The sequence below is a fragment of the Salinispora mooreana genome (genome assembly GCF_000379065.1).
GTDB lineage: Bacteria > Actinomycetota > Actinomycetes > Mycobacteriales > Micromonosporaceae > Micromonospora > Micromonospora mooreana.
The window spans coordinates 250625-272464 of the sequence record NZ_KB900614.1 but is presented as its reverse complement, the minus strand read 5'-3'; the positions used below and the strand labels follow the sequence as shown (position 1 = coordinate 272464).

21 protein-coding genes and 1 tRNA gene are annotated in these 21840 nt (G+C 68.7%); 15 read left to right on the top strand and 7 right to left on the bottom strand.

Annotated features, from left to right (window positions below; genetic code table 11):
- Window positions 1-98 precede the first annotated feature (98 nt).
- The gene (locus SALPAC6_RS0101250; RefSeq protein ID WP_018251628.1) at window positions 99-896 is read left to right on the top strand and encodes an SGNH/GDSL hydrolase family protein; all 798 of its coding nucleotides are present in this window, start codon (window positions 99-101) and stop codon (window positions 894-896) included.
- Window positions 897-985: 89 nt separating this feature from the next.
- Here the strand turns inward: SALPAC6_RS0101250 and SALPAC6_RS0101245 are convergent, their stop codons facing one another.
- The 3 genes from SALPAC6_RS0101245 to SALPAC6_RS0101235 are packed head-to-tail and all read right to left on the bottom strand — an operon-like array spanning window position 986 to window position 3070.
- Window positions 986-1237 carry a helix-turn-helix transcriptional regulator gene (locus tag SALPAC6_RS0101245; RefSeq protein WP_018251627.1) on the bottom strand — a complete coding sequence of 84 codons (252 nt, stop codon included), beginning with the start codon at window positions 1235-1237 and terminating at the stop codon, window positions 986-988.
- 10 nt (window positions 1238-1247) lie between these two features.
- Window positions 1248-2099 (bottom strand): ABC transporter permease, encoded by an 852-nt coding sequence (locus SALPAC6_RS0101240; RefSeq protein ID WP_018251626.1) that lies wholly within the window; start codon window positions 2097-2099, stop codon window positions 1248-1250.
- A complete protein-coding gene (locus tag SALPAC6_RS0101235) occupies window positions 2096-3070 on the bottom strand; it encodes an ABC transporter ATP-binding protein (protein WP_026189221.1) in 975 nt (324 codons plus the stop codon). Before SALPAC6_RS0101235 ends, SALPAC6_RS0101240 begins: the two co-directional genes overlap by 4 nt.
- Window positions 3071-3334: 264 nt before the next feature.
- Here SALPAC6_RS0101235 and SALPAC6_RS0101230 point away from each other — a divergent pair, with 264 nt between their 5' ends.
- The 6 genes from SALPAC6_RS0101230 (at window position 3335) to SALPAC6_RS0101205 (ending at window position 9644) form a co-directional block, all read left to right on the top strand.
- Window positions 3335-4159, top strand: a complete 825-nt coding sequence (locus tag SALPAC6_RS0101230; RefSeq protein ID WP_018251624.1) for an esterase/lipase family protein — start codon at window positions 3335-3337, stop codon at window positions 4157-4159.
- A 368-nt stretch (window positions 4160-4527) separates the two neighbouring features.
- Window positions 4528-5976 carry a pyruvate kinase gene (gene pyk / locus SALPAC6_RS0101225; protein WP_026189220.1) on the top strand — a complete coding sequence of 483 codons (1449 nt, stop codon included), beginning with the start codon at window positions 4528-4530 and terminating at the stop codon, window positions 5974-5976.
- A 53-nt stretch (window positions 5977-6029) separates the two neighbouring features.
- The gene (locus SALPAC6_RS0101220) at window positions 6030-6914 is read left to right on the top strand and encodes an acyl-CoA thioesterase (protein WP_018251622.1); all 885 of its coding nucleotides are present in this window, start codon (window positions 6030-6032) and stop codon (window positions 6912-6914) included.
- Window positions 6915-7321: 407 nt separating this feature from the next.
- Window positions 7322-7903, top strand: a complete 582-nt coding sequence (locus tag SALPAC6_RS0101215) for a hypothetical protein (RefSeq protein ID WP_018251621.1) — start codon at window positions 7322-7324, stop codon at window positions 7901-7903.
- 175 nt (window positions 7904-8078) lie between these two features.
- Window positions 8079-8549 carry an RrF2 family transcriptional regulator gene (locus SALPAC6_RS0101210; protein WP_018251620.1) on the top strand — a complete coding sequence of 157 codons (471 nt, stop codon included), beginning with the start codon at window positions 8079-8081 and terminating at the stop codon, window positions 8547-8549.
- A gap of 96 nt (window positions 8550-8645) precedes the next feature.
- Window positions 8646-9644, top strand: coding sequence for a sulfite exporter TauE/SafE family protein (locus SALPAC6_RS0101205; RefSeq protein WP_026189219.1), 999 nt, complete (start codon window positions 8646-8648; stop codon window positions 9642-9644).
- 194 nt (window positions 9645-9838) lie between these two features.
- On the opposite strand, the gene SALPAC6_RS0101200 is transcribed toward SALPAC6_RS0101205, so the two are convergent.
- Entirely contained in the window at window positions 9839-10318 is a 480-nt protein-coding gene (locus SALPAC6_RS0101200; protein ID WP_018251618.1) for an Lrp/AsnC family transcriptional regulator, read from the bottom strand.
- Window positions 10319-10795: 477 nt separating this feature from the next.
- A tRNA-Leu gene (locus SALPAC6_RS0101195) sits at window positions 10796-10872 on the bottom strand.
- A 99-nt stretch (window positions 10873-10971) separates the two neighbouring features.
- Here SALPAC6_RS0101195 and SALPAC6_RS0101190 point away from each other — a divergent pair.
- From SALPAC6_RS0101190 to polA, 7 genes are all read left to right on the top strand, one after another.
- Window positions 10972-11592, top strand: a complete 621-nt coding sequence (locus tag SALPAC6_RS0101190) for an ANTAR domain-containing response regulator (protein WP_018251617.1) — start codon at window positions 10972-10974, stop codon at window positions 11590-11592.
- Window positions 11593-12017: 425 nt separating this feature from the next.
- A complete protein-coding gene (locus SALPAC6_RS0101185) occupies window positions 12018-13166 on the top strand; it encodes a branched-chain amino acid ABC transporter substrate-binding protein (RefSeq protein ID WP_018251616.1) in 1149 nt (382 codons plus the stop codon).
- A 67-nt stretch (window positions 13167-13233) separates the two neighbouring features.
- The gene (locus SALPAC6_RS0101180; protein ID WP_018251615.1) at window positions 13234-14208 is read left to right on the top strand and encodes a branched-chain amino acid ABC transporter permease; all 975 of its coding nucleotides are present in this window, start codon (window positions 13234-13236) and stop codon (window positions 14206-14208) included.
- Window positions 14205-15377: a branched-chain amino acid ABC transporter permease gene (locus SALPAC6_RS0101175; protein WP_033666793.1), complete on the top strand. Its 1173-nt coding sequence runs from the start codon at window positions 14205-14207 to the stop codon at window positions 15375-15377. The genes SALPAC6_RS0101180 and SALPAC6_RS0101175 overlap by 4 nt, the downstream gene beginning before the upstream one ends.
- A complete protein-coding gene (locus SALPAC6_RS0101170; RefSeq protein ID WP_018251613.1) occupies window positions 15367-16290 on the top strand; it encodes an ABC transporter ATP-binding protein in 924 nt (307 codons plus the stop codon). Before SALPAC6_RS0101175 ends, SALPAC6_RS0101170 begins: the two co-directional genes overlap by 11 nt.
- The gene (locus tag SALPAC6_RS0101165) at window positions 16280-16990 is read left to right on the top strand and encodes an ABC transporter ATP-binding protein (protein ID WP_018251612.1); all 711 of its coding nucleotides are present in this window, start codon (window positions 16280-16282) and stop codon (window positions 16988-16990) included. Before SALPAC6_RS0101170 ends, SALPAC6_RS0101165 begins: the two co-directional genes overlap by 11 nt.
- A gap of 172 nt (window positions 16991-17162) precedes the next feature.
- A complete protein-coding gene (polA, locus tag SALPAC6_RS0101160) occupies window positions 17163-19862 on the top strand; it encodes a DNA polymerase I (RefSeq protein ID WP_018251611.1) in 2700 nt (899 codons plus the stop codon).
- Between the two features lie 8 nt (window positions 19863-19870).
- Here the strand turns inward: polA and SALPAC6_RS0101155 are convergent, their stop codons facing one another.
- The gene (locus SALPAC6_RS0101155) at window positions 19871-20302 is read right to left on the bottom strand and encodes a DUF3140 domain-containing protein (RefSeq protein WP_018251610.1); all 432 of its coding nucleotides are present in this window, start codon (window positions 20300-20302) and stop codon (window positions 19871-19873) included.
- 189 nt (window positions 20303-20491) lie between these two features.
- Between SALPAC6_RS0101155 and SALPAC6_RS0101150 the strand changes: the two genes are divergently transcribed.
- Entirely contained in the window at window positions 20492-21187 is a 696-nt protein-coding gene (locus SALPAC6_RS0101150) for a helix-turn-helix domain-containing protein (RefSeq protein ID WP_018251609.1), read from the top strand.
- Here the strand turns inward: SALPAC6_RS0101150 and SALPAC6_RS0101145 are convergent.
- Window positions 21184-21762, bottom strand: coding sequence for a dihydrofolate reductase family protein (locus SALPAC6_RS0101145; protein ID WP_018251608.1), 579 nt, complete (start codon window positions 21760-21762; stop codon window positions 21184-21186). The two genes, SALPAC6_RS0101150 and SALPAC6_RS0101145, sit on opposite strands and share 4 nt — an antisense overlap.
- Window positions 21763-21840 lie beyond the last annotated feature (78 nt).

Below are 21840 nucleotides of genomic sequence, written 5' to 3'. Positions count from 1 at the left end.
CGAATTGCTTCGGTAGTATTACCAGCTAGTAACAAGCTCTACCCTGGCCACGCGCGCGGTCCCTGGGCTCCACCACCCCCGGCCCTGTGGAGGTCCACATGCCACCCCGTGCACCCGCCCGCGCCCTGGCGGCGCTGGTCGCCCTCTGCGTCGCCGTCGTCGGCGCGGTGTTGGTCCCCAGCACCGCGCAGGCCGCGACCATCAACTACGTCGCGCTCGGCGACTCGTACTCCTCCGGCGTCGGCGCCGGCCCGTACGACGGATCTAGCTGCCTGCGCAGTCAGAAGTCCTACGCCCCGCGCTGGGCTGCGGCGAATGCGGTGACCAGCTTCCAGTTCCCGGCCTGTGGTGGCGCGGTCACCGCTGACGTCATCAACAGCCAGGTCGACTCGCTCAGCGCCAGTACCACGATGGTGACGGTCACCATCGGTGGGAATGACGCCGGCTTCGCCAGCGTGATGCTCACCTGTCGGTTCGGCAGCACCTCGGCCTGCACGGAGGCCATCGACGAGGCCCGGGACTTCGCCCAGACCACCCTGCCCGGCCGGCTGGACGCCACCTATGCGGCGATCCGGGATCGGGCGCCGAACGCCTGGCTGATCGTGCTCGGCTACCCGCGCCTCTTCGAGACCGGCTGGTGTGGCCTGTTCGGGATGAGCGCCACCAAGCGGCAGCAGCTCAACGACGCCGCTGACCTCCTTACCAGCATCACCGCCGACCGCGCCGCCGCGGCCGGTGCCACCTTCGCCGACCCCCGCTCCTACTTCGCCGGCCATGGCGTCTGCGGCGACGAACCCTGGATCAACGACGTCACCAGGATCATCGAGGCGTACCACCCCAACGACGAGGGCTACCGCGACGGCTACCTGCCGGCGCTGAACGCCGTCACCGGCTGAACCCGGCCCGGCGGTCGGCGGTCCCTGTTGGACCGCCGACCGGCCGTGGGCAGGTGCGGACGTCGGCGGTGCTGGCCGCCGCCCCGGGCTCACGCGGGGCGACGGTTCCCGACGGCGGCGTCGCCGATGCGGGGAAACGGTTCGATCGAGAAGACCACCTCGACCGGCACCTCGAAGTACGCGGCGATTCGCAGCGCCAGGTGCAGGCTGGGCCGAAACTCCCCCCGCTCCAGGTAGCCGATGGTCTGGTAGTGCACTCCGAGCGCGTCGGCGAGCTGCCGTCGGGAGATACTCCGTTCGGCGCGCAGCACCGCGATCCGGTTGTGCACGGTCTCGCTCATCGATGCCCTTTCATCCGACCCGCTGCATGGCCTGCTCCCGGCGAGCCGCGACCCGCGAGCCGGACTCCCGGCGGGCCATCCGGCGCAGCAGCACCGGCGCCAACACGAGTCCGAGCACCGCCCACGCCCCGAGGACGGCAACCATCTCCAGATGGCGCCAGGACCCGCCGATCTCGACCGCCGCCAGGTCGGCCGGGAGCAGCGCGGAGCGCATGCCCAAGCCTAGCCAGTAGAGCGGGAAGACCTGGGCGGTGCCCTGGAGCCAGCCGGGCAGGCCGTTGATCGGGTAGAAGATGCCGGAGACGGCGATGAGGCCCGTCACCGGCAGGATCACCAGCCCCATGTTGCGGGGGTTCTCGATCAGAGAACCGATCATCGCGCCCAGCGGGAGGGTCGCCACCAGCCCGAGCGGCACCACCCAGGCCAGGGTGAGCCAGGCGCTGGGGTCGCCCAGCCGTAGCCCGTCCAGGAAGAGCATCCCGGGGGCCAGTTGGACGACCAGGCCGATCATCGCGACCGACGAGACCAGCACCAGCTTGCCGACCAGGTAGCCGAGCATCCCGTTCGGGATGGCCTTGGCCCGCAGCAGGGTGCCGTCCTCCCGGTCCACGACGAGGTGCTGGGCCAACCCGAGCAGCCCGCCGAAGAGTAGGCCCATGCCCAGCGCGCTGGGCAGTGTCCGCGCACCGAGGGAGAAGTCGGTGCCGGGCACGGTCGCCCCACGCATGAAGAAGACGGCAACCAGCAGCACCACCGTGGGGAAGAAGTAGTTCCACAGGTCCTGGAAGTTGGTGAAGGTGCTGCGCAACTCGATGGCTCCGCGCCGCAGGCCGGCCCGGAGTGCGGTGGTCTTCGGGCTCATCGGTTCTCCTCCTGCTGCCACACCCGTTCGGCCCAGCCGGTACGGATTCCGGTCTCCTCCTCGTGTACCAGGGCCAGGTACGCGTCCTCCAGGTTGGCTCTGCGTACCTCCAGTTCCCGCACCTGGTCGCCGCGTTCGCGGAGCAGGTCGCGCAGGAAACTGGTGGCGTCCGTGGTGGCGTGTACATGACGTTGGCCATCGCAGGTCCAGCGGATCTCCGCATCGGTGGTCAGGCGGCGGGAGAGCTGGTCCGGCGAGCCCCGGGCGATGATCCGGCCGTTGGCCAGGATGATGATCAGGTCGGCGAGCTTCTCCGCCTCGGCCAGATCGTGGGTGGTCAGCAGGATGGTGGTGCGGTCCAGGTCGGCGAGGCGGTGCACGAGCTCGTGGAACTCGCGCCGGGCCGCCGGGTCGAGGCCGACCGTCGGCTCGTCCAGGAAGAGCAGCTCTGGCCGGCCCACGATGCCGACCGCTACGTCGAGCCGCCGCCGTTGCCCGCCGGAGAGCCGGGACACCCGAGCGTTGGCATGTGCGGTCAGCCCGACGGCCGCCAGCAGGTCGTCCACCGGCCACGGGCGCTGGATCCGGTCGGTCGCGTACGGCGCGTAGTAGTCGCCGAGGTGGGAGAGGAGGTCCCGGACCCGCCACCGGCCGTGGTCACGCCAGGATTGGAGCACCACGCCGACCTGGGCACGCCACCGCTCGTCCCCACGGGCGGGGTCAACGCCGAGCACCCGGACCGAGCCGGCTGAGGGCAGCCGGAACCCCTCAAGGATCTCGATGGTGGTGGTCTTGCCGGCACCGTTCGGCCCGAGCAGCGCGATCACCTCGCCGCGCTGGGCGGTGAGGTCGATGCCGTTCAGCACGTCCACAGTGCCGTAGCGCATGCGTAGGTCTCGAACGTCGAGGACCAGATGATCGTCGGGATTTCGGGGGGCCTCGACAGCCTCCGACCGTTCGACTGTAGTCATACTCTGGAAGATAGCACTTATACTACGGTTCTAGGTATAGCGACTCTCTCCTGTAGGGGTGGTGCCTGCGCCGTGGTGCGATGGTTCCGCGAGCTGCTTTCCCCTATGGGGCCTTTGTCTGGACAGCCGGAGTGTGCCGTAGGTGGAACAACAGGTTACTGAGGGGTAGCTAGATATTGACGAATAATGATTTCTGCCCGCATCATCGTTCGCACCGGTCGATCGGACACGCACCGCACCCACCACCCTCATGGAGGTGCATCCATGTTGTTTCGAAAGACCGCCATCGTGCTCGCGTTCGCGCTCGGCGCCACGATCGCCGTCCCGGGCGTCGCCGCCAGCGCGGCGCCCGCCGGTACCGCGACGGAGCAAACGTCCACTCACCACGCCCCGGCGAGCAGTCCCGCCGCAGCCGGCCCGGCTGACGTAGCCGACAACCCCGTGATCATCGTGGGCGGGTTGAGTGGCTTCGCCTTCGCGTACTCGCCCCTCGCCGCGCGCCTGGACGCCGACGGCTTCCGTCCCTTCATCTACGAACTGCCGGGGCTGGGCTTCGGCGACATCCCGACCTCGGCCCGCGCCTTCGCCGACTACGTTGACCAGGTGCGCGCCACCACCGGTGCCGCCCGCGTGGATCTGGTGGGGCACTCCGAGGGGGGCTTGGTGGCCCGCTACTACCTGAAGCGGCTCGGTGGCACCGGAGCGGTCGGCCGGTACGTCAGCCTCGGCAGCCCGCAGCACGGGACCTACGTGGCCAACATCATCGCCTTCCTCGGGCTCGGCAGCTGCGCCGGTGTGGTGGCCTGTCAGCAGATGGCGATCGGCTCGGACTTCCTCGCCAACCTGAACGCTGGTGATGACACCCCCGGCTCGGTCAGCTACACCACGATCCGCACGTGGCAGGATCAGCTGGTGCGGCCGGTGGACAACGCCGCGCTGGCTGACGGGGCGAGCAACGTGCTGATTCAGGGCTGGTGTCCGCTGCGGGTGGTCGGGCACCTCGGGTTGGCGCTGGACGGGACCACCTACACGGTGATCCGGCAGGCGCTGCGTGACGAGTCGATCCACCCCAACTGTTGGGCCGTCTAGGAGTGTTTCCGGTGGGGTGGTCGGCGCGCCGACCACCCCACCGGGCTGTGCCGGCTGCTCTGCTGGTATCCCGGGTCGCATGCCGAGCTACTTCGGACCAATCGAGGTGTGTGACTTCCTGCTCGCAGTGGGGCGGGGAACGGAAGCCAGCGACCGAGGTCGAATGTCTGTGCGCTGTTCACCCATGCCTTTCTCCCAGGCTTACCGCGGGCGGTACGATCTCGGGGCACGCGGTCGCCGACGCCCGCCCCCCACGACGTTCCCGGTGGCTATCCACTGCCGGCCGTGCAGCCGCGCAGCGTCGGAGAACGTGTTCGCATTGCGACAGGGGTCGGCCCGAGGACCGGCCCGGAGGAGAGATTAGCCTGATGGGCGTGACACGCCGCGCAAAGATTGTTTGCACACTTGGCCCCGCCGTCTCCTCGCCGGAACGCATTCGTGGCCTTGTTGAGGCCGGAATGGATGTGGCGAGGCTCAACTTCAGCCACGGAAGTCACGCCGATCATGAGGCGGTCTGCCGGCTGGTGCGGGAGGCAGCCGAGGCGGCGGGGAGGCCGGTCGCGGTTCTCGCCGATCTTCAGGGCCCCAAGATCCGGCTTGGCCGGTTCGCCGACGGCCCGCACGAGTGGCGCACCGGTGACTCGGTGGTGATCACCAGTGAGGACATTCTCGGCACCCGGGACCGGGTCGCCTGCACCTACCGGAAGCTTCCCCAGGAGGTGAAGCCCGGCGACCGGCTGCTGATTGACGACGGCCGGGTCGCGATCGAGGTCACCGACGTCACCGGCAACGACATCCGTTGCCTGGTCACCGAAGGCGGACCGGTCTCCAACAACAAGGGTGTGTCGCTGCCAAATGTGGCGGTCAGCGTCCCCGCGCTCTCGGAGAAAGACACCGAGGACCTGCGGTTCGCCCTCGGCCTCGGTGTCGACCTGGTGGCGCTCTCCTTCGTCCGCTCCGCCGACGACATCAAGCTGGTCCACGCCATCATGGCCGAGGAGGGCGTGCACCGGCCGGTGCTGGCCAAGGTGGAGAAGCCGGAGGCAGTGGATCAGCTCGGGGCGATCGTCCTGGCCTTCGACGGGATCATGGTGGCCCGGGGTGACCTCGGCGTGGAGATGCCGCTGGACCAAGTGCCCCTGGTGCAGAAGCGCGCGGTGCAGCTCTGCCGGGAGAACGCCAAGCCGGTCATCGTCGCCACCCAGATGCTCGACTCCATGATTGAGAACTCGCGGCCTACCCGGGCTGAGGCCTCCGATGTGGCCAACGCCGTGCTCGACGGCGCGGACGCGGTGATGCTCTCCGGTGAGACCAGCGTCGGAAAGTACCCGGTGCTCACCGTGAGCACCATGGCAAAGATCGTGGCGACGACGGAGGCGGGCTCGATCTCGGTGCCTCGGCTCCAGCACGATCCGCGGACCCACGGGGGTGCGCTCACCATCGCCGCGTCGTCGATCGCCCGGGCGATCGACGCCAAGGCCCTGGTGGCGTTCTCGCAGACCGGCGACACCGTCCGGCGACTCTCCCGGCTGCACTGCGGCCTGCCGCTGCTCGCGTTCACCCCGGTGCCGGAGGTGCGCAACCAGCTTGCGCTCTCCTGGGGGGTGCAGACGTTCCTGATGCCCTTCGTTGAGCACACCGACGCCATGTTTCGGCAGGTTGACGAGGCGCTGCTCGGCCTCTGTCTGGCCAACCCCGGCGACTACGTCGTGATCGTCGCCGGAAGCCCGCCCGGAACCCCCGGCTCGACCAACACCCTGCGCGTGCACCAGCTCGGGTCGCTGGTTGACCTCGCTGCGGCCCGGGCGCTCCAGTGAGCGTTCGGAGCGAACCGGGCCCGCGATCCCCGCGGTTGCGACTGGAGGCCCCGGTGGGCGAGTCCGGCGCGGTGGTCGGTCAGGCCGCGGTCGATCAACTGCTGGAGGTGCTGGACCTCAGCCCGACCGGCGAGCGAGCCTTCCGGGGGATGAGCCCGCAGGTCGGCCCACAGCGGGTGTACGGGGGGCAGGTCGCCGGTCAGGCGCTGGTTGCCGCCGGGCGGACGGTTGATCCGGAGCGCTTCGTGCACTCCCTGCACGGCTACTTCGTACGGCCGGGCGACCCAAGTGTGCCCATCGACTACCAGGTCGAGTGTGTCCGCGACGGTCGGTCCTTCTCCGTCCGCCGGTCGGTGGCGCTGCAGCACGACAAACCGATCTTCTTCATGTCGGCGTCTTTCCAACGTCAGGAGGAGGGGCTGGACCACCACGCCCCCTCCCCGCCGGACGTGCCCGGCCCGGACGAGGTGCCGACGATGAGCGACCGGCTCGCCCGCTACCCGGAGCGGCTGGGTATCTGGGCGCTGATTCCCCGGCCGATCGACGTCCGCTACGTCGGCGAGCCCGGCTGGGTGCGCCCTGGTGACCGTCCGGCCGAGCCGAACCAGCGGGTGTGGATGCGGATCGACGGCAAGCTCCCGGATGATCCGCTGCTGCACGCCTGCGCTCTGACGTACGCCTCCGACCTCACCTTGCTGGATTCGGTGCTGTCGGTGCATGGAGAGGTGTGGGGGCCCGGCGGAGTGGTGGGCGCGAGTCTCGATCACGCCCTCTGGTTTCATCGGCAGTTCCGCGCCGACGAGTGGTTCCTCTACGACTGCTGGAGCCCGTCGGCGTCCGGGGGGCGCGGGTTGGCGGCCGGTCGGATGTTCACCCGGGACGGCCGGCAGATCGCCAGCGCCGTGCAGGAAGGCTTACTGCGTAAGGTCGGGGCCTGACGCTTTGCTTTTCAGGAGGAGGCACGGCCCCTTTCCACCGATTCACCGCTGGAGAAGGGCCGTGCCCGAACAGCTCACGTCGACTGCGCCTGATGACGGTTTTGTGCCCGTGTGGGGTGTGGTCGGGGGCACGGTGGTGGTGGAATCTCGGTGGGCGTGGGGGCGTTACACCCTGCGTACGGCCGTGGAGGTGCCCCGCTCGGGCGGGTGACGCCGGGCATGGGCCGCCGGGAATGATGGTGGCCGGCCGGTCGTTACATCTGGACCCGGCGCCGTGCGTGTGCCCCCGATGAGGCCCGCGGTCGCCGACCTCTTCCCCTTAGTTTCGTTGAGCGCCGGACGGTGCTCGCACCCACCCCGAACCCCCTCGGGTGTGGGGTGTCGACCCCCGAATGGAGCAATCCTTCATGAACACGATTCTGCGTCGTAGCGTGCTGGGTATCGCTGGTCTGGCCCTGTCCACCGGTGTCGTCGCCGGCCCGCTGGCCACCCTCACCGACCCCACCCCCGCCTCGGCCTCCGCTGCCGTGCAGGCCGATAAACCCGACATCAGCGCGCTGATCCCGCACGGCACCCAGGGCACACAGTCGCGCATCGCCCTGGGCGATGAGCAGGTGTCGAACGTGAAGGCCATCATCGAGGCCACGAAGGCCGCCGGGATGGACGAGCGGGCCGCCGTGGTGGCGATCGCCACCAGTTTGCAGGAGTCGAAGCTGGAGAACCTGGGCCACCTGGGCGCGCGTAACGACCACGACTCGCAGGGCCTGTTCCAGCAGCGCCCGTCGTCCGGTTGGGGCAGCGTGGAGCAGATCACCGACCCCGCCTACTCCACCACCGCCTTCCTCAACGGCCTCAAGCAGGTCGAGGGCTGGCAGGACATGCCGTTGACCGAGGCCGCGCAGACGGTGCAGGTGTCGGCGTTCCCGTTCCACTACGCCCAGTGGGAGACCCAGGCCGCCGACCTCGTCGCCGAGCACTGGACCAGCTGACCCACCCGCACCACACACACGACCCAACCCATACAAGGGGGAAAGAAACTGGTGGCCGGCACCCGAACCAGGGCGCCGGCCATCAGCCATGTCTGGGCAGCCCGGGCACAGGCTTCGGCTCGGTGGGCCGAGGGATGGTCGGTCGTTGGCGGCCGAGCCGGCTAGCCTGTCTGCCATGCGTCTCTCCGCCCGGGTCGACTATGCCCTTCGCGCGGTTGCCGAGCTCGCCTCGGCGACCGGCGGTGCCTCGACTGGCCGAGGGCGGCTCGTGACAGCCGACCAGATCGCCCGAGCCCAGGAGATCCCGCCGAAGTTCCTGGAGAGCATCCTGTTGCAGCTGCGTCGGGGCGGTGTGGTGCAGGCCCAGCGGGGCCCGGAGGGAGGCTACTGGCTGGCGCGGCCGGCGGGCGAGATCTCCCTCGCCGAGGTTATTCGGGTGATCGATGGTCCGCTGGCCCATGTCCGTGGGCAGCGCCCGGAGCAGCTCGGTTACCACGGTGCCGCGCGGGCCCTGCAGGATGTGTGGATCGCCCTGCGGGCAAGCGAACGCCAGATCCTTGAGCTGGTCACCGTAGCCGACGTGGCCGACGGCGCCCTTCCATCGCGGGTTACCGAACTGGTCGCCGACCCGCGCGCCTGGACCTGAGCCGAGACTCGCCGTTGCAGATGGTTGACCCAGGCCCCACTCATCCCGCATTGTCGACCAAGTCGATAGGAGATATCCGAAAATGAGGGAGGCGTGGTGCGTAGGCTGCTGATCCTCGCGCTCGTCGGGTTGGCCGCGCAGCTCGTTGACGGCGCTCTCGGCATGGCCTACGGGCTGACCTCCTCGACACTGCTCCTACTCGCCGGTGTCGCGCCGGCCGCGGCCTCGGCTTCGGTGCACCTTGCTGAGGTGGGCACCACGCTCGCCGCGGGTGTGGCGCACTGGCGGTTCGGCAATGTCGACTGGCGCGTTGTTAGGCGGATCGCTGTGCCCGGTGCCCTTGGCGCGTTCGCCGGAGCGACCTTCCTGTCCGCGCTCTCCACCGCTGCCGCCGCACCCTGGATGGCGGCAATTCTGTTCACCCTCGGGGCGTACCTGCTGGTGCGCTTCGCCCGACCGCTGCGCACCGAACGACGGGCCGGCCGGCTGCGCGGCCGCTTCCTCGGCCCCCTGGGACTGGTCGCCGGTTTCGTTGACGCGACCGGCGGCGGGGGGTGGGGTCCGGTGGCGACCCCCGCGCTGCTGGTCAGTGGGCGACTCGAACCCCGCAGGGTGATCGGATCGGTGGACACCGCCGAGTTCCTCGTCGCCGGTGCGGCCAGCGTCGGCTTCCTGATCGGGCTCGGCTCCGAGGGCTTTCTGCTGCCGATGGTGCTCGCGCTACTGGCCGGTGGTCTGATCGCGGCGCCGGTGGCCGCCTGGCTGGTACGCCTCGTCCCGGCCCAACTGCTCGGTGCGGTGGTCGGCGGTGTGATCGTGCTGACCAACGCTCGTACGCTGATGCACGCTCTCGATCTCGGTGCGGGCGTGCGGTCCGCGGGATATGCCCTGCTGGCGCTCGCCTGGGGGGTCGCGTTCGCGTTCGCGCTCCGGTCCTTGCTACGTGCCCGTCGTGCCCGGGCTGTCGTCGCCGCTGCCCGCGGCGCCACGCGGTCTCGCGGTGATAGCGCTACCGAACCGCCCTGGGGTGAGGCCGACACCGAACCGTCCCGGGAGGCGGTGGCCGACTCTGGGCCGGTCCGTAGGGCTGGGTGAGCGAGTGAGGCACCGGACCGGCTTCGCGGAATCCGTCGACGCCGGCCCGGTGCACCACAACCTGGCAGCCCCCGACCCGTCCCGACCGGGAGTGCCAACCACCACCGACACCAAAACTAGGCGCGGTCCGCGTCTCAGGCGTGACATGGACGTGAAGATCCTGTTTCGGCGCGTCACCGAGGCGGTGATTCGTCTTACCCCAGGCCCCGTGCCTGCTCGAAGATCAGACTGGTCTGGGTGTGCTGTACCGCCGGATCGACTGCCAGGTGGTCGAGCGCGAAGTCCCGCAGCGCGTCCGCCGACGCGGCCCGGACATGCAGCACGTAGTCGTCCGCACCGGCCACGTGGAACACCGCCACCATCCCCGGTAGGCCTACTGATCGGGCTCGGAAGGCGTCCACCACGGCCCGGTCGTGGGCGGAGAGTCGTACCGAGATCAGCGCCTGTAGCGGCAGGCCCATCGCCGCCGGATCCACTTCGGCGTGGAAGCCGCGGATCGCCCCACATCCGCGTAGCGCCCTGGTTCGGGCGAGACAGGTCGACGGCGCCACCCCTACTCGCTCGGCGAGGGCGTTGTTCGGGAGGCGGCCGTCCGCGGCCAACTCCGTCAGGATCGCGCGGTCGGTGTCATCGAGGCTCGCGTAGCGCTGTGCCGTACTCGGGGAAGAGGCCATGGTGACATCCTTACTCGAACTTTTGCAAGTTTCAATGGCAGAGTCGTCGAACCTGGTTCGAGAGGATGGTCCTGCGGAGTCAGATGTTCATTGCCCCCGTGATGGCCTCCGGATGCCGAAGCGAACGCGCGGTCGAGGGGCGACTCGTCGCCCATCGACGAGGCTTCGAGCAGCCCCTCCGGAGCCCCACGGTGCCCTGCGAGCTGGTGCTACGGCTCGTCACCCAGCCCGCCCCGCCGGGCGGCGGAGACGCTGAAGCAGCGTCAGCGCGGTGATGGTGCGGCGGTCGAGGTGCTGGCCGAGCGCGCACTCCCGCCGGTGGTCTGGTGCGGCTGCCGGCTACCCGGCGGCGAAGGGCCCTGCGCATTGCTGCGGAGCGGGCGGGCCGGGTGGCCGTCGTTGCGCTCCCCACCGGGGCCGTGGTCCGCAGCTTTCATCGCTCGCCATGTGCCAACCGCCGCCCACGCCACGGTGGGGTGGTGTCCCCGGTGGGATTCGAACCCACACTGTCGGAGGTTTGAGCTCCGTTTCTCTACCGGTTGGAATACGGGGACAGCGCCACCGACAGCCTCGGTGTCGGCTTATAGAGTACCTACTAGGCTAAGGGGCGCGGCACCCGGTCGGGTGTCGGTACGGACTGGTGGGAGTTGCTCGTGGCCGAGACGCAGACGGACGCTGAGCGCAGGCGGGTCCTGATCGCCGAGGACGAGGCGCTAATCCGGCTGGATCTCGCCGAGATGCTCGTCGAGGAAGGCTACGAGGTCGTCGGTGAGGCCGGTGACGGTGAGACGGCTGTTCGGCTCGCCAAGGAGCTGAAGCCGGACCTGGTCATCCTCGACATCAAGATGCCCATTATGGACGGGCTGGCCGCCGCCGAGCGGATCGCCGGCGAGCGGATCGCTCCGGTCATCATCCTGACCGCCTTCAGCCAGCGGGACCTGGTGGAGCGGGCACGGGCAGCCGGCGCGATGGCGTACCTGGTCAAGCCCTTCCAGAAGAGCGACCTGGTCCCAGCGGTAGAGATCGCGTTGTCGCGCTACTCGGAGGTCGCCGCCCTGGAGGCGGAGGTTGCTGGCCTTACCGACCGGTTGGAGATCCGCAAGATCATCGAGCGTGCCAAGGGTGCGCTGATGACCACGTACGGGATGACCGAGCCGCAAGCCTTCAAGTGGATCCAGCGCACCGCGATGGACCACCGGATGACCATGAAGGAGGTCGCCGAGCGGATCCTCCAGGAGACCGCCGGTGGCGAGGTAACCCGTCCGGCCCAGTAGCTCCGGTCCCTCTCCCTCTCTCCCCGACGGTCGTTGCGGCCGGGGTTGGCGCCGCCGTGGCGTCCGTACGTTCGGGTGCGTCCCGGCGCGAACCGAGCCAGAAGTTGATCTTTTCTCCTGCCGGATCGATTGATGCCGGTGTTGCTGGTGGTGGTCGAATGGGCTGGTCACCGCCGATGTGCTCGCGGCCTCCGGCCGGTCGTGAAGGATGTTACGGGTTCGGATCGCATCGGCATATGCATTAGTAACGTTTTGACAAGCGTGGCTTCGAGGCCTTCCGGGACCGTTTATCGACCCAGTACGATCCGCCATCACGAGCCGTAGCAGGTGTGCGGGCTCACATTGAGGTGGGGAGGCTGCCGTACTGGTGTGGTCGCCTGCCTCGGGTATGCTCGGGCTCCTGCAACTGGAGGAGGTCTGTAGCCGTGAGGCGTAAGTACGTACGGGCGCTCGGCGCCGTTGGATTGTCGGCAGCCCTTATTGCCGCGGCGGGCTGTCAGGCGGAGGAGGACGACACCGCCGGCAGCAGTGACTGCGGTGGCAAGATCGCCATCTTCGGCGCCTTCAGCGGCCCGAACTCAGGTCTGGTGATTCCGTCGCGCGACGGCGCACTGCTTGCGGTGAAGCAGCACAACGAGGCGAACCCGGACTGCGAGGTGACCCTGCAGGAGTTCGACACCCAGGGCGACCCGACCCAGGCCACGCCGGTCGCGAACCAGGTCACCGGCGACGAGTCCTTCCTGGGCGTCATCGGTGGCGCGTTCTCCGGTGAGAGCAAGGCGACGATGGCTGTCTATGAGGCGGCCGGAATGGTGATGGTCAGCCCGTCGGCGACCGCGATCGAGCTGACCGCGGGCGGCAACGAGGTGTTCCACCGGGTGGTCGGTAACGACGCCGTCCAGGGTGCCGCCGCCGCCGTCTACTTCCGGGACGTGGTGCAGGCCAAGAAGGTCTTCGTGATCAATGACGGCACCACCTACGGCGCCGGCATCGCCGACGAGCTGACCAAGTCTCTCGGTGCGTTGGCGGGCGGCACCGACCAGGTGCAGGAGAAGCAGGTCAACTTCGCCGCCACCATCTCGAAGATCAAGGCTGCCGCGCCGGACGCGATCGCGTACGGCGGCTACACGAACGAGGCGGCTCCGCTGGTGAAGCAGTTGCGGGAGGCCGGCATCACGACGACCTTCCTCGGCTTCGATGGTCTCTACGACCCGTCCTTCCCGGAGGGCGCCGGGGCCAGCGCCGAGGGTGTGATCGTGACCTGCCCGTGCCTGCCGCCGGACAAGGCCGGTGGCACCTTCAGCGCTGACTTCGAAGCGGAGTACGGCGGGCCTCCGGGTTCCTACGGCGCTGAGGGCTACGACGCGGCGAACGTGTTGATCGAGGGCCTGGCCGAGGGCAACACCACGCGTGCGGATCTGCTGGCGTGGGTCGACTCCTACGACAAGGAGGGGGTCTCGAAGTCCCTCAAGTTCGCCGACAACGGTGACGTGGACGAGTCCCGGGTGGTGATCTGGGCCTACGAGATCAAGGGCGGTGAGATCGCGGCCCAGCAGGAGATCAAGCTCAGCTGAGCCAGGATGACCGTTGCGCGGCCGGGGCTTTCCCCGGCCGCGCAACGGTGCCAAAGGGGAGAAACCCGTGAATTTCGATGCCTTATTCGGCGACCTCGCTCAGCACACTGTTGACGGCTTGTCCAAGGGGGCGATCTATGCCCTCGTCGCCCTGGGGTACACGCTCGTCTATGGTGTGCTCCGTCTGATCAACTTCGCGCACTCTGAGATCTTCATGGTGGGTACCTTCGCGATCCTCGGCACCTGGTCGCTGCTCGGGGTGGCCGACAACCCGCCGATCGGGATGGCGATCGTCTACCTGCTCATCGGTCTGGTGGTCGGTGCGCTGGCCTCGGGTGCCACCGCGCTCACCGTCGAACGGGTCGCCTACCGGCGACTACGCCGGATGAACGCGCCGCCGCTGATCTTCCTAATCACCGCCATCGGGCTCTCGCTCGTCCTGGTGGAGATCTTCGCGCTGTGGATGGCCGGGTTCTTCTCGGGGCGTGGATTCACCGAGAACCGACTCGTGATCGGGATTCCGCCGCTGCTGAAGCAGGAGACAGTGCTCTCGGTGGCGGGTGCCGACATCACCAACGTGCAGATCATCATGGTGGTCTCCGCCCTCGCCATGCTCTACGGGTTGGACCAGTTCATCAACCGGACGCGGTACGGCCGCGGGGTGCGGGCCGTGGCGCAGAGCCCAGACACCGCCGCGCTGATGGGGGTGCACCAGGACCGAGTGATCATGCTGGTCTTCGTCCTGGGTGGATTGATGGCGGGCGCCGCGGCCCTGTTGTGGAACATGCGGTACGGGATCACCAAGTTCGACATCGGCTTCGTGGTCGGGCTGAAGGCGTTCACCGCGGCGGTGCTCGGTGGTATCGGCAACCTCCGTGGCGCGCTGCTCGGTGGCCTGCTACTCGGGGTCATCGAGGTGTACGCGGCGACGTTGACCCGATCCACCTGGGAGGATGTGGCCGCCTTCGTGGTGCTCGTGGTGGTGCTGATCTTCCGCCCGACCGGCCTGCTCGGTGAGTCTCTCGGAAAGGCGAGGGCATGACAGAGGCACTACGACAATTCAACGAGCGGCGCCGACACGTGCTGGGGGAAATGGGTGACCGGTGGCGTGCGCTGCCCCGTTGGCAGCGTTGGCTGACGCTGCTCGCGGGCGTTGCTTTCCTCTACTACCTGCCGTTCCTCGGCGACATCCCGGGGACGAACCTGATCATCCCGGGGCTTGACTGGTTCCGGACCGACTCCATCGATGGCGGCGCCAACTGGGCTGGGGTGCTCTTCGTCTGCGCCCTCTACGTTCTGGTGGCGATCGGGCTCAATGTCGTGATCGGGCTGGCTGGCCTGCTCGACCTTGGCTACGTCGGCTTCTACGCGGTGGGCGCCTACAGCGTGGCGCTGTTCGGGTCGGCCGAGTCGCCGGTTGTGGGGGCGTTGCAGGATCAGTTCGGCCTCTCCCAGGACTGGGCGATCGCGTGGGCGATCTGCATCCCGATCGCGTTGGCCTTCTCGTTGGTCGCGGGCGTCCTGCTGGGCTGGCCGACGCTGCGGCTTCGGGGTGACTACCTGGCCATCGTGACGTTGGGTTTCGGCGAGATCATTCGGATCGTCGCGAAGAACTCGGGGTGGGCCGGCGAGGCGCAGGGCGTGCCCGGCATTCCCGGCCCGGAGGGCCCGCCGTCGCCCGACAACAAGGTCTTCGGCCTGCTTGACATCAAGCCCTGGTACTGGCTGGCGTTGAGCGTGGTGCTGCTGATGGTCCTGTTGGTCCGGCGACTGGAGCACAGCCGGGTGGGGCGGTCGTGGCTGGCCATCCGGGAGGACGAGGACGCCGCCGCGGTGATGGGCGTCTACCCGTTCAAGTTCAAGCTCTGGGCGTTCGCCATCGGTGCTGCCCTGGGCGGGTTCTCCGGTCTGCTCTTCGCCAGTCGGTCGGCCTTCATCCAGCCCGAGACCTTCAACGTCCAGCTCTCCATCCTGTTCGTCGCGATGGTGGTGGTCGGTGGCTCCGGCAACATGGCGGGCGTGGCGGTCGGTGCCTTCCTGCTCGCGTACCTGCCGGAGCGGTTCCGCGACTTCTCGGAGTACCGGGTCCTCGCCTTCGGCCTAGCATTGGTGCTCATCATGCTGCTGCGCCCGCAGGGTCTGTTGCCGAGTCGGCGACGAACACGCGAGCTGCAGGACAGGGCGAAGGAGGCCCCGGTACATGTTGCCTAAGCAGAAGACATCGCCCGAGGACGCCGCCAAGCCCGAGGTGCTGCTTGAGGTGGACGAGGTCACGCTCCGCTTTGGCGGTGTGGTGGCGCTGGACAATCTGAGTTTCAACCTGTACAAGGGTGAGATCCTCGGGCTCATCGGTCCGAACGGGGCCGGCAAGACCACCTGCTTCAACGCGATGACCGGGGTATACCGACCGACCTCCGGTGAGGTCCGGTTCGACGGGCAGCAGGTCAGCGGACGGAAGCCGCACCGGATCAACCAGATGGGAATCGCCCGGACGTTCCAGAATATCCGGCTCTTCCCGGAGATGACCGCGCTGGAGAACGTGCTGGTCGGTGCGGACTCCCAGCACCGCACCAGTGTGGTCGGTGCGCTGTTCCGGCTGTACCGGGTCAAGCCGAAGCCAGAGGAACTGCCCACGGTCGATTCGTCCGCCGGGCTGGTGCGGTTCTGGCAGCAGGTTCGCCGCTCCTGCGCCCAGGTGTTCGGTATCTCGCGGCACACGCTCGAGGAGCGCGCCGGCGAGCGTAAGGCGTACGAACTGCTGCGCTTCGTCGGCATTGACGACCGTGCCAACGACCTGGCCCGCAACCTTCCGTACGGTTACCAACGCCGGTTGGAGATCGCGCGGGCGCTGGCCACCGAGCCGAAGTTGCTCTGCCTGGACGAGCCGGCGGCCGGCTTCAACCCGGCGGAGAAGGAGGAGCTCCTCGAACTGATCCGCAAGATCCGGGATCGCGGTTTCACGGTGCTGCTCATCGAGCACGACATGCGCCTCGTCATGGGGGTCACCGATCGGATCGTGGTGCTGGAGTTCGGTAAGAAGATCGCTGAGGGGGCGCCCGCCGAGGTGCGGGACGATCCGAAGGTGATCGCGGCGTACCTGGGGGAGCCCGCAGATGCTGCTTGAGATTAACGATCTGACCCTCCGGTACGGCCGGATCGAGGCGCTGCACGGGATCAGCCTGCACGTGAACGAGGGTGAGGTGGTTGCCCTCATCGGCGCGAACGGCGCGGGTAAGACCACCACCATGCGGGCAATCTCCGGACTCCGGGCCGTCAGTCAGGGGGCGATCCGCTTCGACGGGGAGGAGATCACCAACCTCCGAGCCGATCTGCGGGTACGGCGGGGCATCTGCCAGTCGCCCGAGGGACGTGGCATCTTCCCGGGTATGACGGTCCTGGACAATCTCGACATGGGAGCGTATACCCGCCGGGACCATGCGGGAATCGCCGCCGACCTGGAGCGGGTGTTCGAGCTGTTTCCGCGGCTGGCGGAGCGGCGTCGTCAGCTGGGAGGAACGCTCTCCGGCGGCGAACAGCAGATGCTCGCGGTCGGGCGGGCGTTGATGGCTCGGCCGAAGCTGCTGCTGTTGGATGAGCCGTCGATGGGGCTCGCCCCGATGATCATTCAGCAGATCTTCGACATCATCGTGGAGATCAACCAGCAGGGGACCACGATCCTCCTGGTGGAGCAGAACGCCCAGCAGGCGCTCTCCAGGGCGCATCGAGGGTACGTGTTGGAGACCGGCCGGATCGTCAAGGAGGGGTCCGGCCAGGACCTGCTGCACGACCCATCGGTCAAGGAGGCGTATCTGGGCGTGGCCTGATCGGCGTCGCCGCCCACGCGGCCGGTTGTCCCGCACCGGACGACCGGCCGCCGCTCGCCGCGGCGGGTCCGGGTCACCCCCACGAGGACGACCGCGCCCTACGTGACTTTCCGCACCGGCGTCCCGGTGCCGCCGCCCGGCCCTGTCGGCGGCACGGACTAGAGTCGCCACCGTGACAGCCACGAAGCCGCGCCTGCTCCTCGTTGACGGACACTCCCTGGCCTACCGGGCGTTCTTCGCCCTCCCGGTCGAGAACTTCTCCACCACGACGGGGCAACCGACCAACGCGGTCTACGGCTTCACCTCCATGCTGATCAACGTTCTTCGGGATGAGCAGCCGACGCACATCGCCGTTGCCTTCGACGTCTCCCGGCACTCCTTCCGCACCGAGAGGTACGCGGCGTACAAAGCTGGCCGCAGCGAGACCCCGGCCGACTTCAAGGGCCAGGTCAGCCTGGTCAAGGAGATCCTGGCGGCGTTGCGCGTCCCGGCGGTCGAGCTGGCGGGCTACGAGGCGGACGACGTGATCGCCACGCTCACCCGGCAGGCCCGCGAACAGGGGATGTCGGTCCTGATCACGACCGGAGACCGGGACGCCTTCCAACTCGTTGACGACGACGTCACGGTGCTCTACCCCCGCAAGGGCGTCTCCGACCTGGCCCGGATGGACCCGGCTGCGGTGACGGCGAAATACGGGGTACCCCCGCAGCGCTATCGGGACCTCGCCGCGTTGGTCGGCGAGACCAGCGACAACCTGCCCGGCGTCCCGGGCGTCGGCCCGAAGACCGCCGCCAAATGGATCACCGCCTACGGCGGGGTCGAGGGTGTCGTCGCCCGGGCCGACGAGATCAAGGGCAAGGCCGGGGCAAATCTGCGGGAGCGACTCGCCGATGTGATCCGTAATCACGAGCTCAACTGCCTCGTCGCCGACCTGGAGCTGCCCCTGCCACTGGCGGAGACACGCTGGGCTGGCTGGGACCGGGAGGCGGTGCACCAGGTTTTCGACACGCTGGAGTTCCGCATCCTTCGGGATCGGCTCTACCAGTACCTGGAGGCTGTTGAGCCGGAAGCCGAGGCAGGGTTCGACCTGGCGGGGGAGCTCCTCGTCGAGCCGGGGGCGCTCGCCGCCTGGCTGGGGGCGCACGCGACACCGAACACGCCGGTCGGGCTCGCCGTCACGCTCGACACCGGGCCCAACCGGCGGCACCTCGCCGACGTGACCGGCATGGCGCTGGCGACCGCCGCCGGGGCCGGGGCGTGGTGCGACCCCGGCCGTCTCGACGCCGCCGACGAGGCCGCCCTGGCGGGGTGGCTGGCTGATCTGAGTCGACCGAAGGTGCTGCACGACAGCAAGCCGGCGGTGCTCGCGTTCGCCGCGCGCGGGTGGTCGATCCAAGGCATCACCAGAGACACGCAGATCGCCGCCTACCTGGCCCGGCCCGACCAGCGCTCTTACGACCTGACCGACCTGGCCCTGCGCTATCTGCACCGGGAGCTGCGGGTTGACCTGCCGGAAGCCGGCCAGCTCACCCTCGACGGCCTGGGCGATGACGGTGCGGCAGAGCAGAACCTGATGCTGCGGGCGCGGGCTACCCTCGACCTCGCCGAGGCGATCGACGCGGAGTTGTCGCGGGACGGTGAGCAGTCGGCCCGGCTGATGGCTGAGGTGGAGCTACCGCTGATGCGGGTCCTCGCGGGCATGGAGCGCACCGGCATCGCCGCCGACACGCAATACCTCTCCGAGTTGGAGGCGCACTTCGCCGCGGAGGTGAAGGCCGCCGCGCAGGGTGCCTACGAGGCGGTCGGGCGGGAGTTCAACCTGGGCTCCCCGAAGCAGCTGCAGGAGATCCTCTTCGGCGAGCTGGGGCTACCCAAGACCAAGCGGATCAAGACCGGCTACACCACCGATGCGGACGCCCTGCAGTGGCTACACGGCCAGAACCCGCACCCGGTGCTCGGGCACCTGCTGCGTCACCGGGACGTGGCGAAGCTGAAGAGCACGGTTGACGGGCTACTCAAGTCGGTCTCCGACGACGGTCGAATCCATACCACCTTCAACCAGACCGTGGCGGCCACCGGCCGGCTCTCCTCCACCGAGCCGAACCTGCAGAACATCCCGATCCGCACCGAGGAGGGGCGGCGGATCCGCCGGGCGTTCGTGGTCGGCGCAGGGTATGAGTGCCTACTCACGGCCGACTACAGCCAGATCGAGATGCGGATCATGGCGCACCTGTCAGCGGACGAGGCCCTGATCGACGCCTTCAACTCGGGCCACGACTTCCATGCCGCCACCGCCTCGTCGGTCTTCCAGGTACCGGTCGAGACGGTCACCCCCGACCAGCGGCGCAAGATCAAGGCGATGAACTACGGCCTGGCCTACGGGCTGAGCGCGTTCGGCCTCTCCCAGCAGCTCGGCGTTACCGCAGAAGAGGCGCGCGGGCTGATGGAGACCTACTTCGCCGGTTTCGGTGGGGTGCGCGACTACCTGCGGGAGGTGGTGGCCCGGGCCCGGCGTGACGGCTACACCGAGAGCGTCCTCGGCCGTCGCCGCTACCTGCCCGACCTGGTCAGCGACAATCGGCAGCGGCGGGAGATGGCCGAGCGGATGGCGCTCAACGCTCCGATCCAGGGCTCTGCCGCCGATGTCATCAAGGTGGCGATGATGAACGTTGACGCGGCGGTGCGCGATGCCGGGCTGAGTTCCCGGATGCTGCTCCAGGTGCACGACGAACTGGTCTTCGAGGTGGCCCCCGGGGAGCGGGAGGTACTGGAGACGCTGGTCCGGCGGGAGATGGGCGGGGCGTACCCGCTGTCCGTGCCGCTGGAGGTGTCGGTCGGCGAGGGGCGGGACTGGAACAGCGCCGACCACTGATCGGCCCGCTACCGGCCGGGGCCCCGGCGTTCCCGGGGTGGGGCACCATGCCGGCGTAGCGCCTTGCGGGACGGGCCCCCCGGTGGCGGCAGCGGGCCCTTGGTGGGGTCGTGCCCCCAGTTCATCAGGGAGTACCGCCATCGGGTGTCCCGAACGTCGCCGCTGGGCCGTTGCGCCATGTGCCGGCGGACATAGCCGACAACTTTCCGCATGTGCCGGTAGTCGTCCTCGGAGAGGTCACCCCGCCGACGCCGGAGCAGGTCGAGGATCCGTCGGCCGGAGCGGTGGCCGACCGTCTCACTGCCCTGGTCGCCCCGTCTCCGCCAGCCCACATGCTTGGACTTCTCGGTCTCCAGCCACGTCGACAGTTCACCGGGGCGCATGTTCACCGCCGCGGTGAACTCTTGGTACGTCTGCTGTGGGTCGTTCCGACGGCTCACGGCGTGGCACCTCCCGTCTGAAGCCGGTCCGGCCAGGTCCGGGATACCCGGTCCGGATCTGCGGAAACGGCCCGACGGCCCCGCCAAAGCGGCATCCGGGAACGGCAGGTCGGGCGGTGCGCCGGTTCGCCTTGTCCAGTTTCCGGTGAGTCAGCGAGGGTACGGTGAGCGCCCCCTTATCCTCGTCCGGTGGCCCTACAACTCCAGACCCGCGGGTCCGACTCGTCCTGGATTGACGCCGTGTGGTCCGGCACGAGTACCGGGGTCGTGGAGATGACCTCGGTAGCGACGGTCTGCTGGGGCCTGGTGTTCTGGGAACGGCAGGGCATCGCGTACGCGGCCATCACCGGACCCGAGACGAAGACCAGTGCCGCACCGGTGCCGGAGGGCGCGAGCTTCGTCGGGATCGACTTCGCCGTCGGTACGTCGCTCCGGGCCGTGTCGACGCCGGCTCTTGTGGACGGCGGTGCCGAGCTTCCCGACACCACCCGCCGGACCTTCCGGCTGGCCGGCGTCCGCTGGGAGACTCCCGGCGCGGATGACGCCGAGGCCCTGGTAAACCGCCTGGTCCGTACGGGAGCCATAGTCCGTGACCCGATCGTCACCGCGGTCCGCCGAGGCCACCGGCCAACGGTTTCGCAGCGGACCGTCGAACGTCGATTCCGAGCGGCGACCGGGCTCACCCAGGGCGCCGTACGGCAGGTCGAACGGGTACGCGAGGCGGCGGCACTCCTGGCCGCCGCGGCCCCGGTAGCCGATGTCGTCTCCCGGCTCGAGTACGTCGACGAGCCGCACCTGGCTCGTGCGCTGCGCCGGTACGTGGGCCGTACGGCGCGGCAACTCCGCGCGGGTGCTGGCGGCCCGATCGCCCTGGAGCTGGGTTAGCGGACGACGTCGTAGAGCAGCTTGACGACACCGTTCGGGTAGGCCGCGGTGTCCCGGAGACGCAGTACCTGCTTGGCCTTGTCCGCCGTGCTGAACAGGCTCTTCCCGGCGCCGAGCAGGAGTGGGAAGCAGAGCAGGTGGTACCGGTCGATCAACCCGGCGTCGGAGAGCCGTCGGGCGAGGTCCGCGCTGCCATGGATGAATATCGCGCCGCCCTCGCGCTGCTTGAGCTCGACAACCTCGTCGGTTGATCGTAGGACCGTCGTCGGTCCCCATCCCGGGACGAGGGCGTCGTCGGGCAGCGTGGTCGAGACGACATACTTGGGTAGTTCCCGGTAGTCAGCGTGGTCGTCCGAGTCGCGCCAGATCGGGGCGAACGCCTCGTAGCTTCGGCGGCCGAACATCAGCGCCGAGGTCTCCTTGAGCTCCTCGCCCTTGAGCGAGAAGACCTCGGGTAGGAATTCGATGTCCTTGAACACCCAACCGCCGCTGCGGTGCTCCTCACCCGGCCCGCCGCCGGGGGAGTCCAAGACGCCGTCGAGCGAGATGAACCCGGTGTAGACCAGCTTACGCATGTCTCGTGCTCCCATGGGTAGGCGACCAGCGTCACCATGTCGATCGAACAGCCGTAGTGCCGGGCCGACGCACCGTGG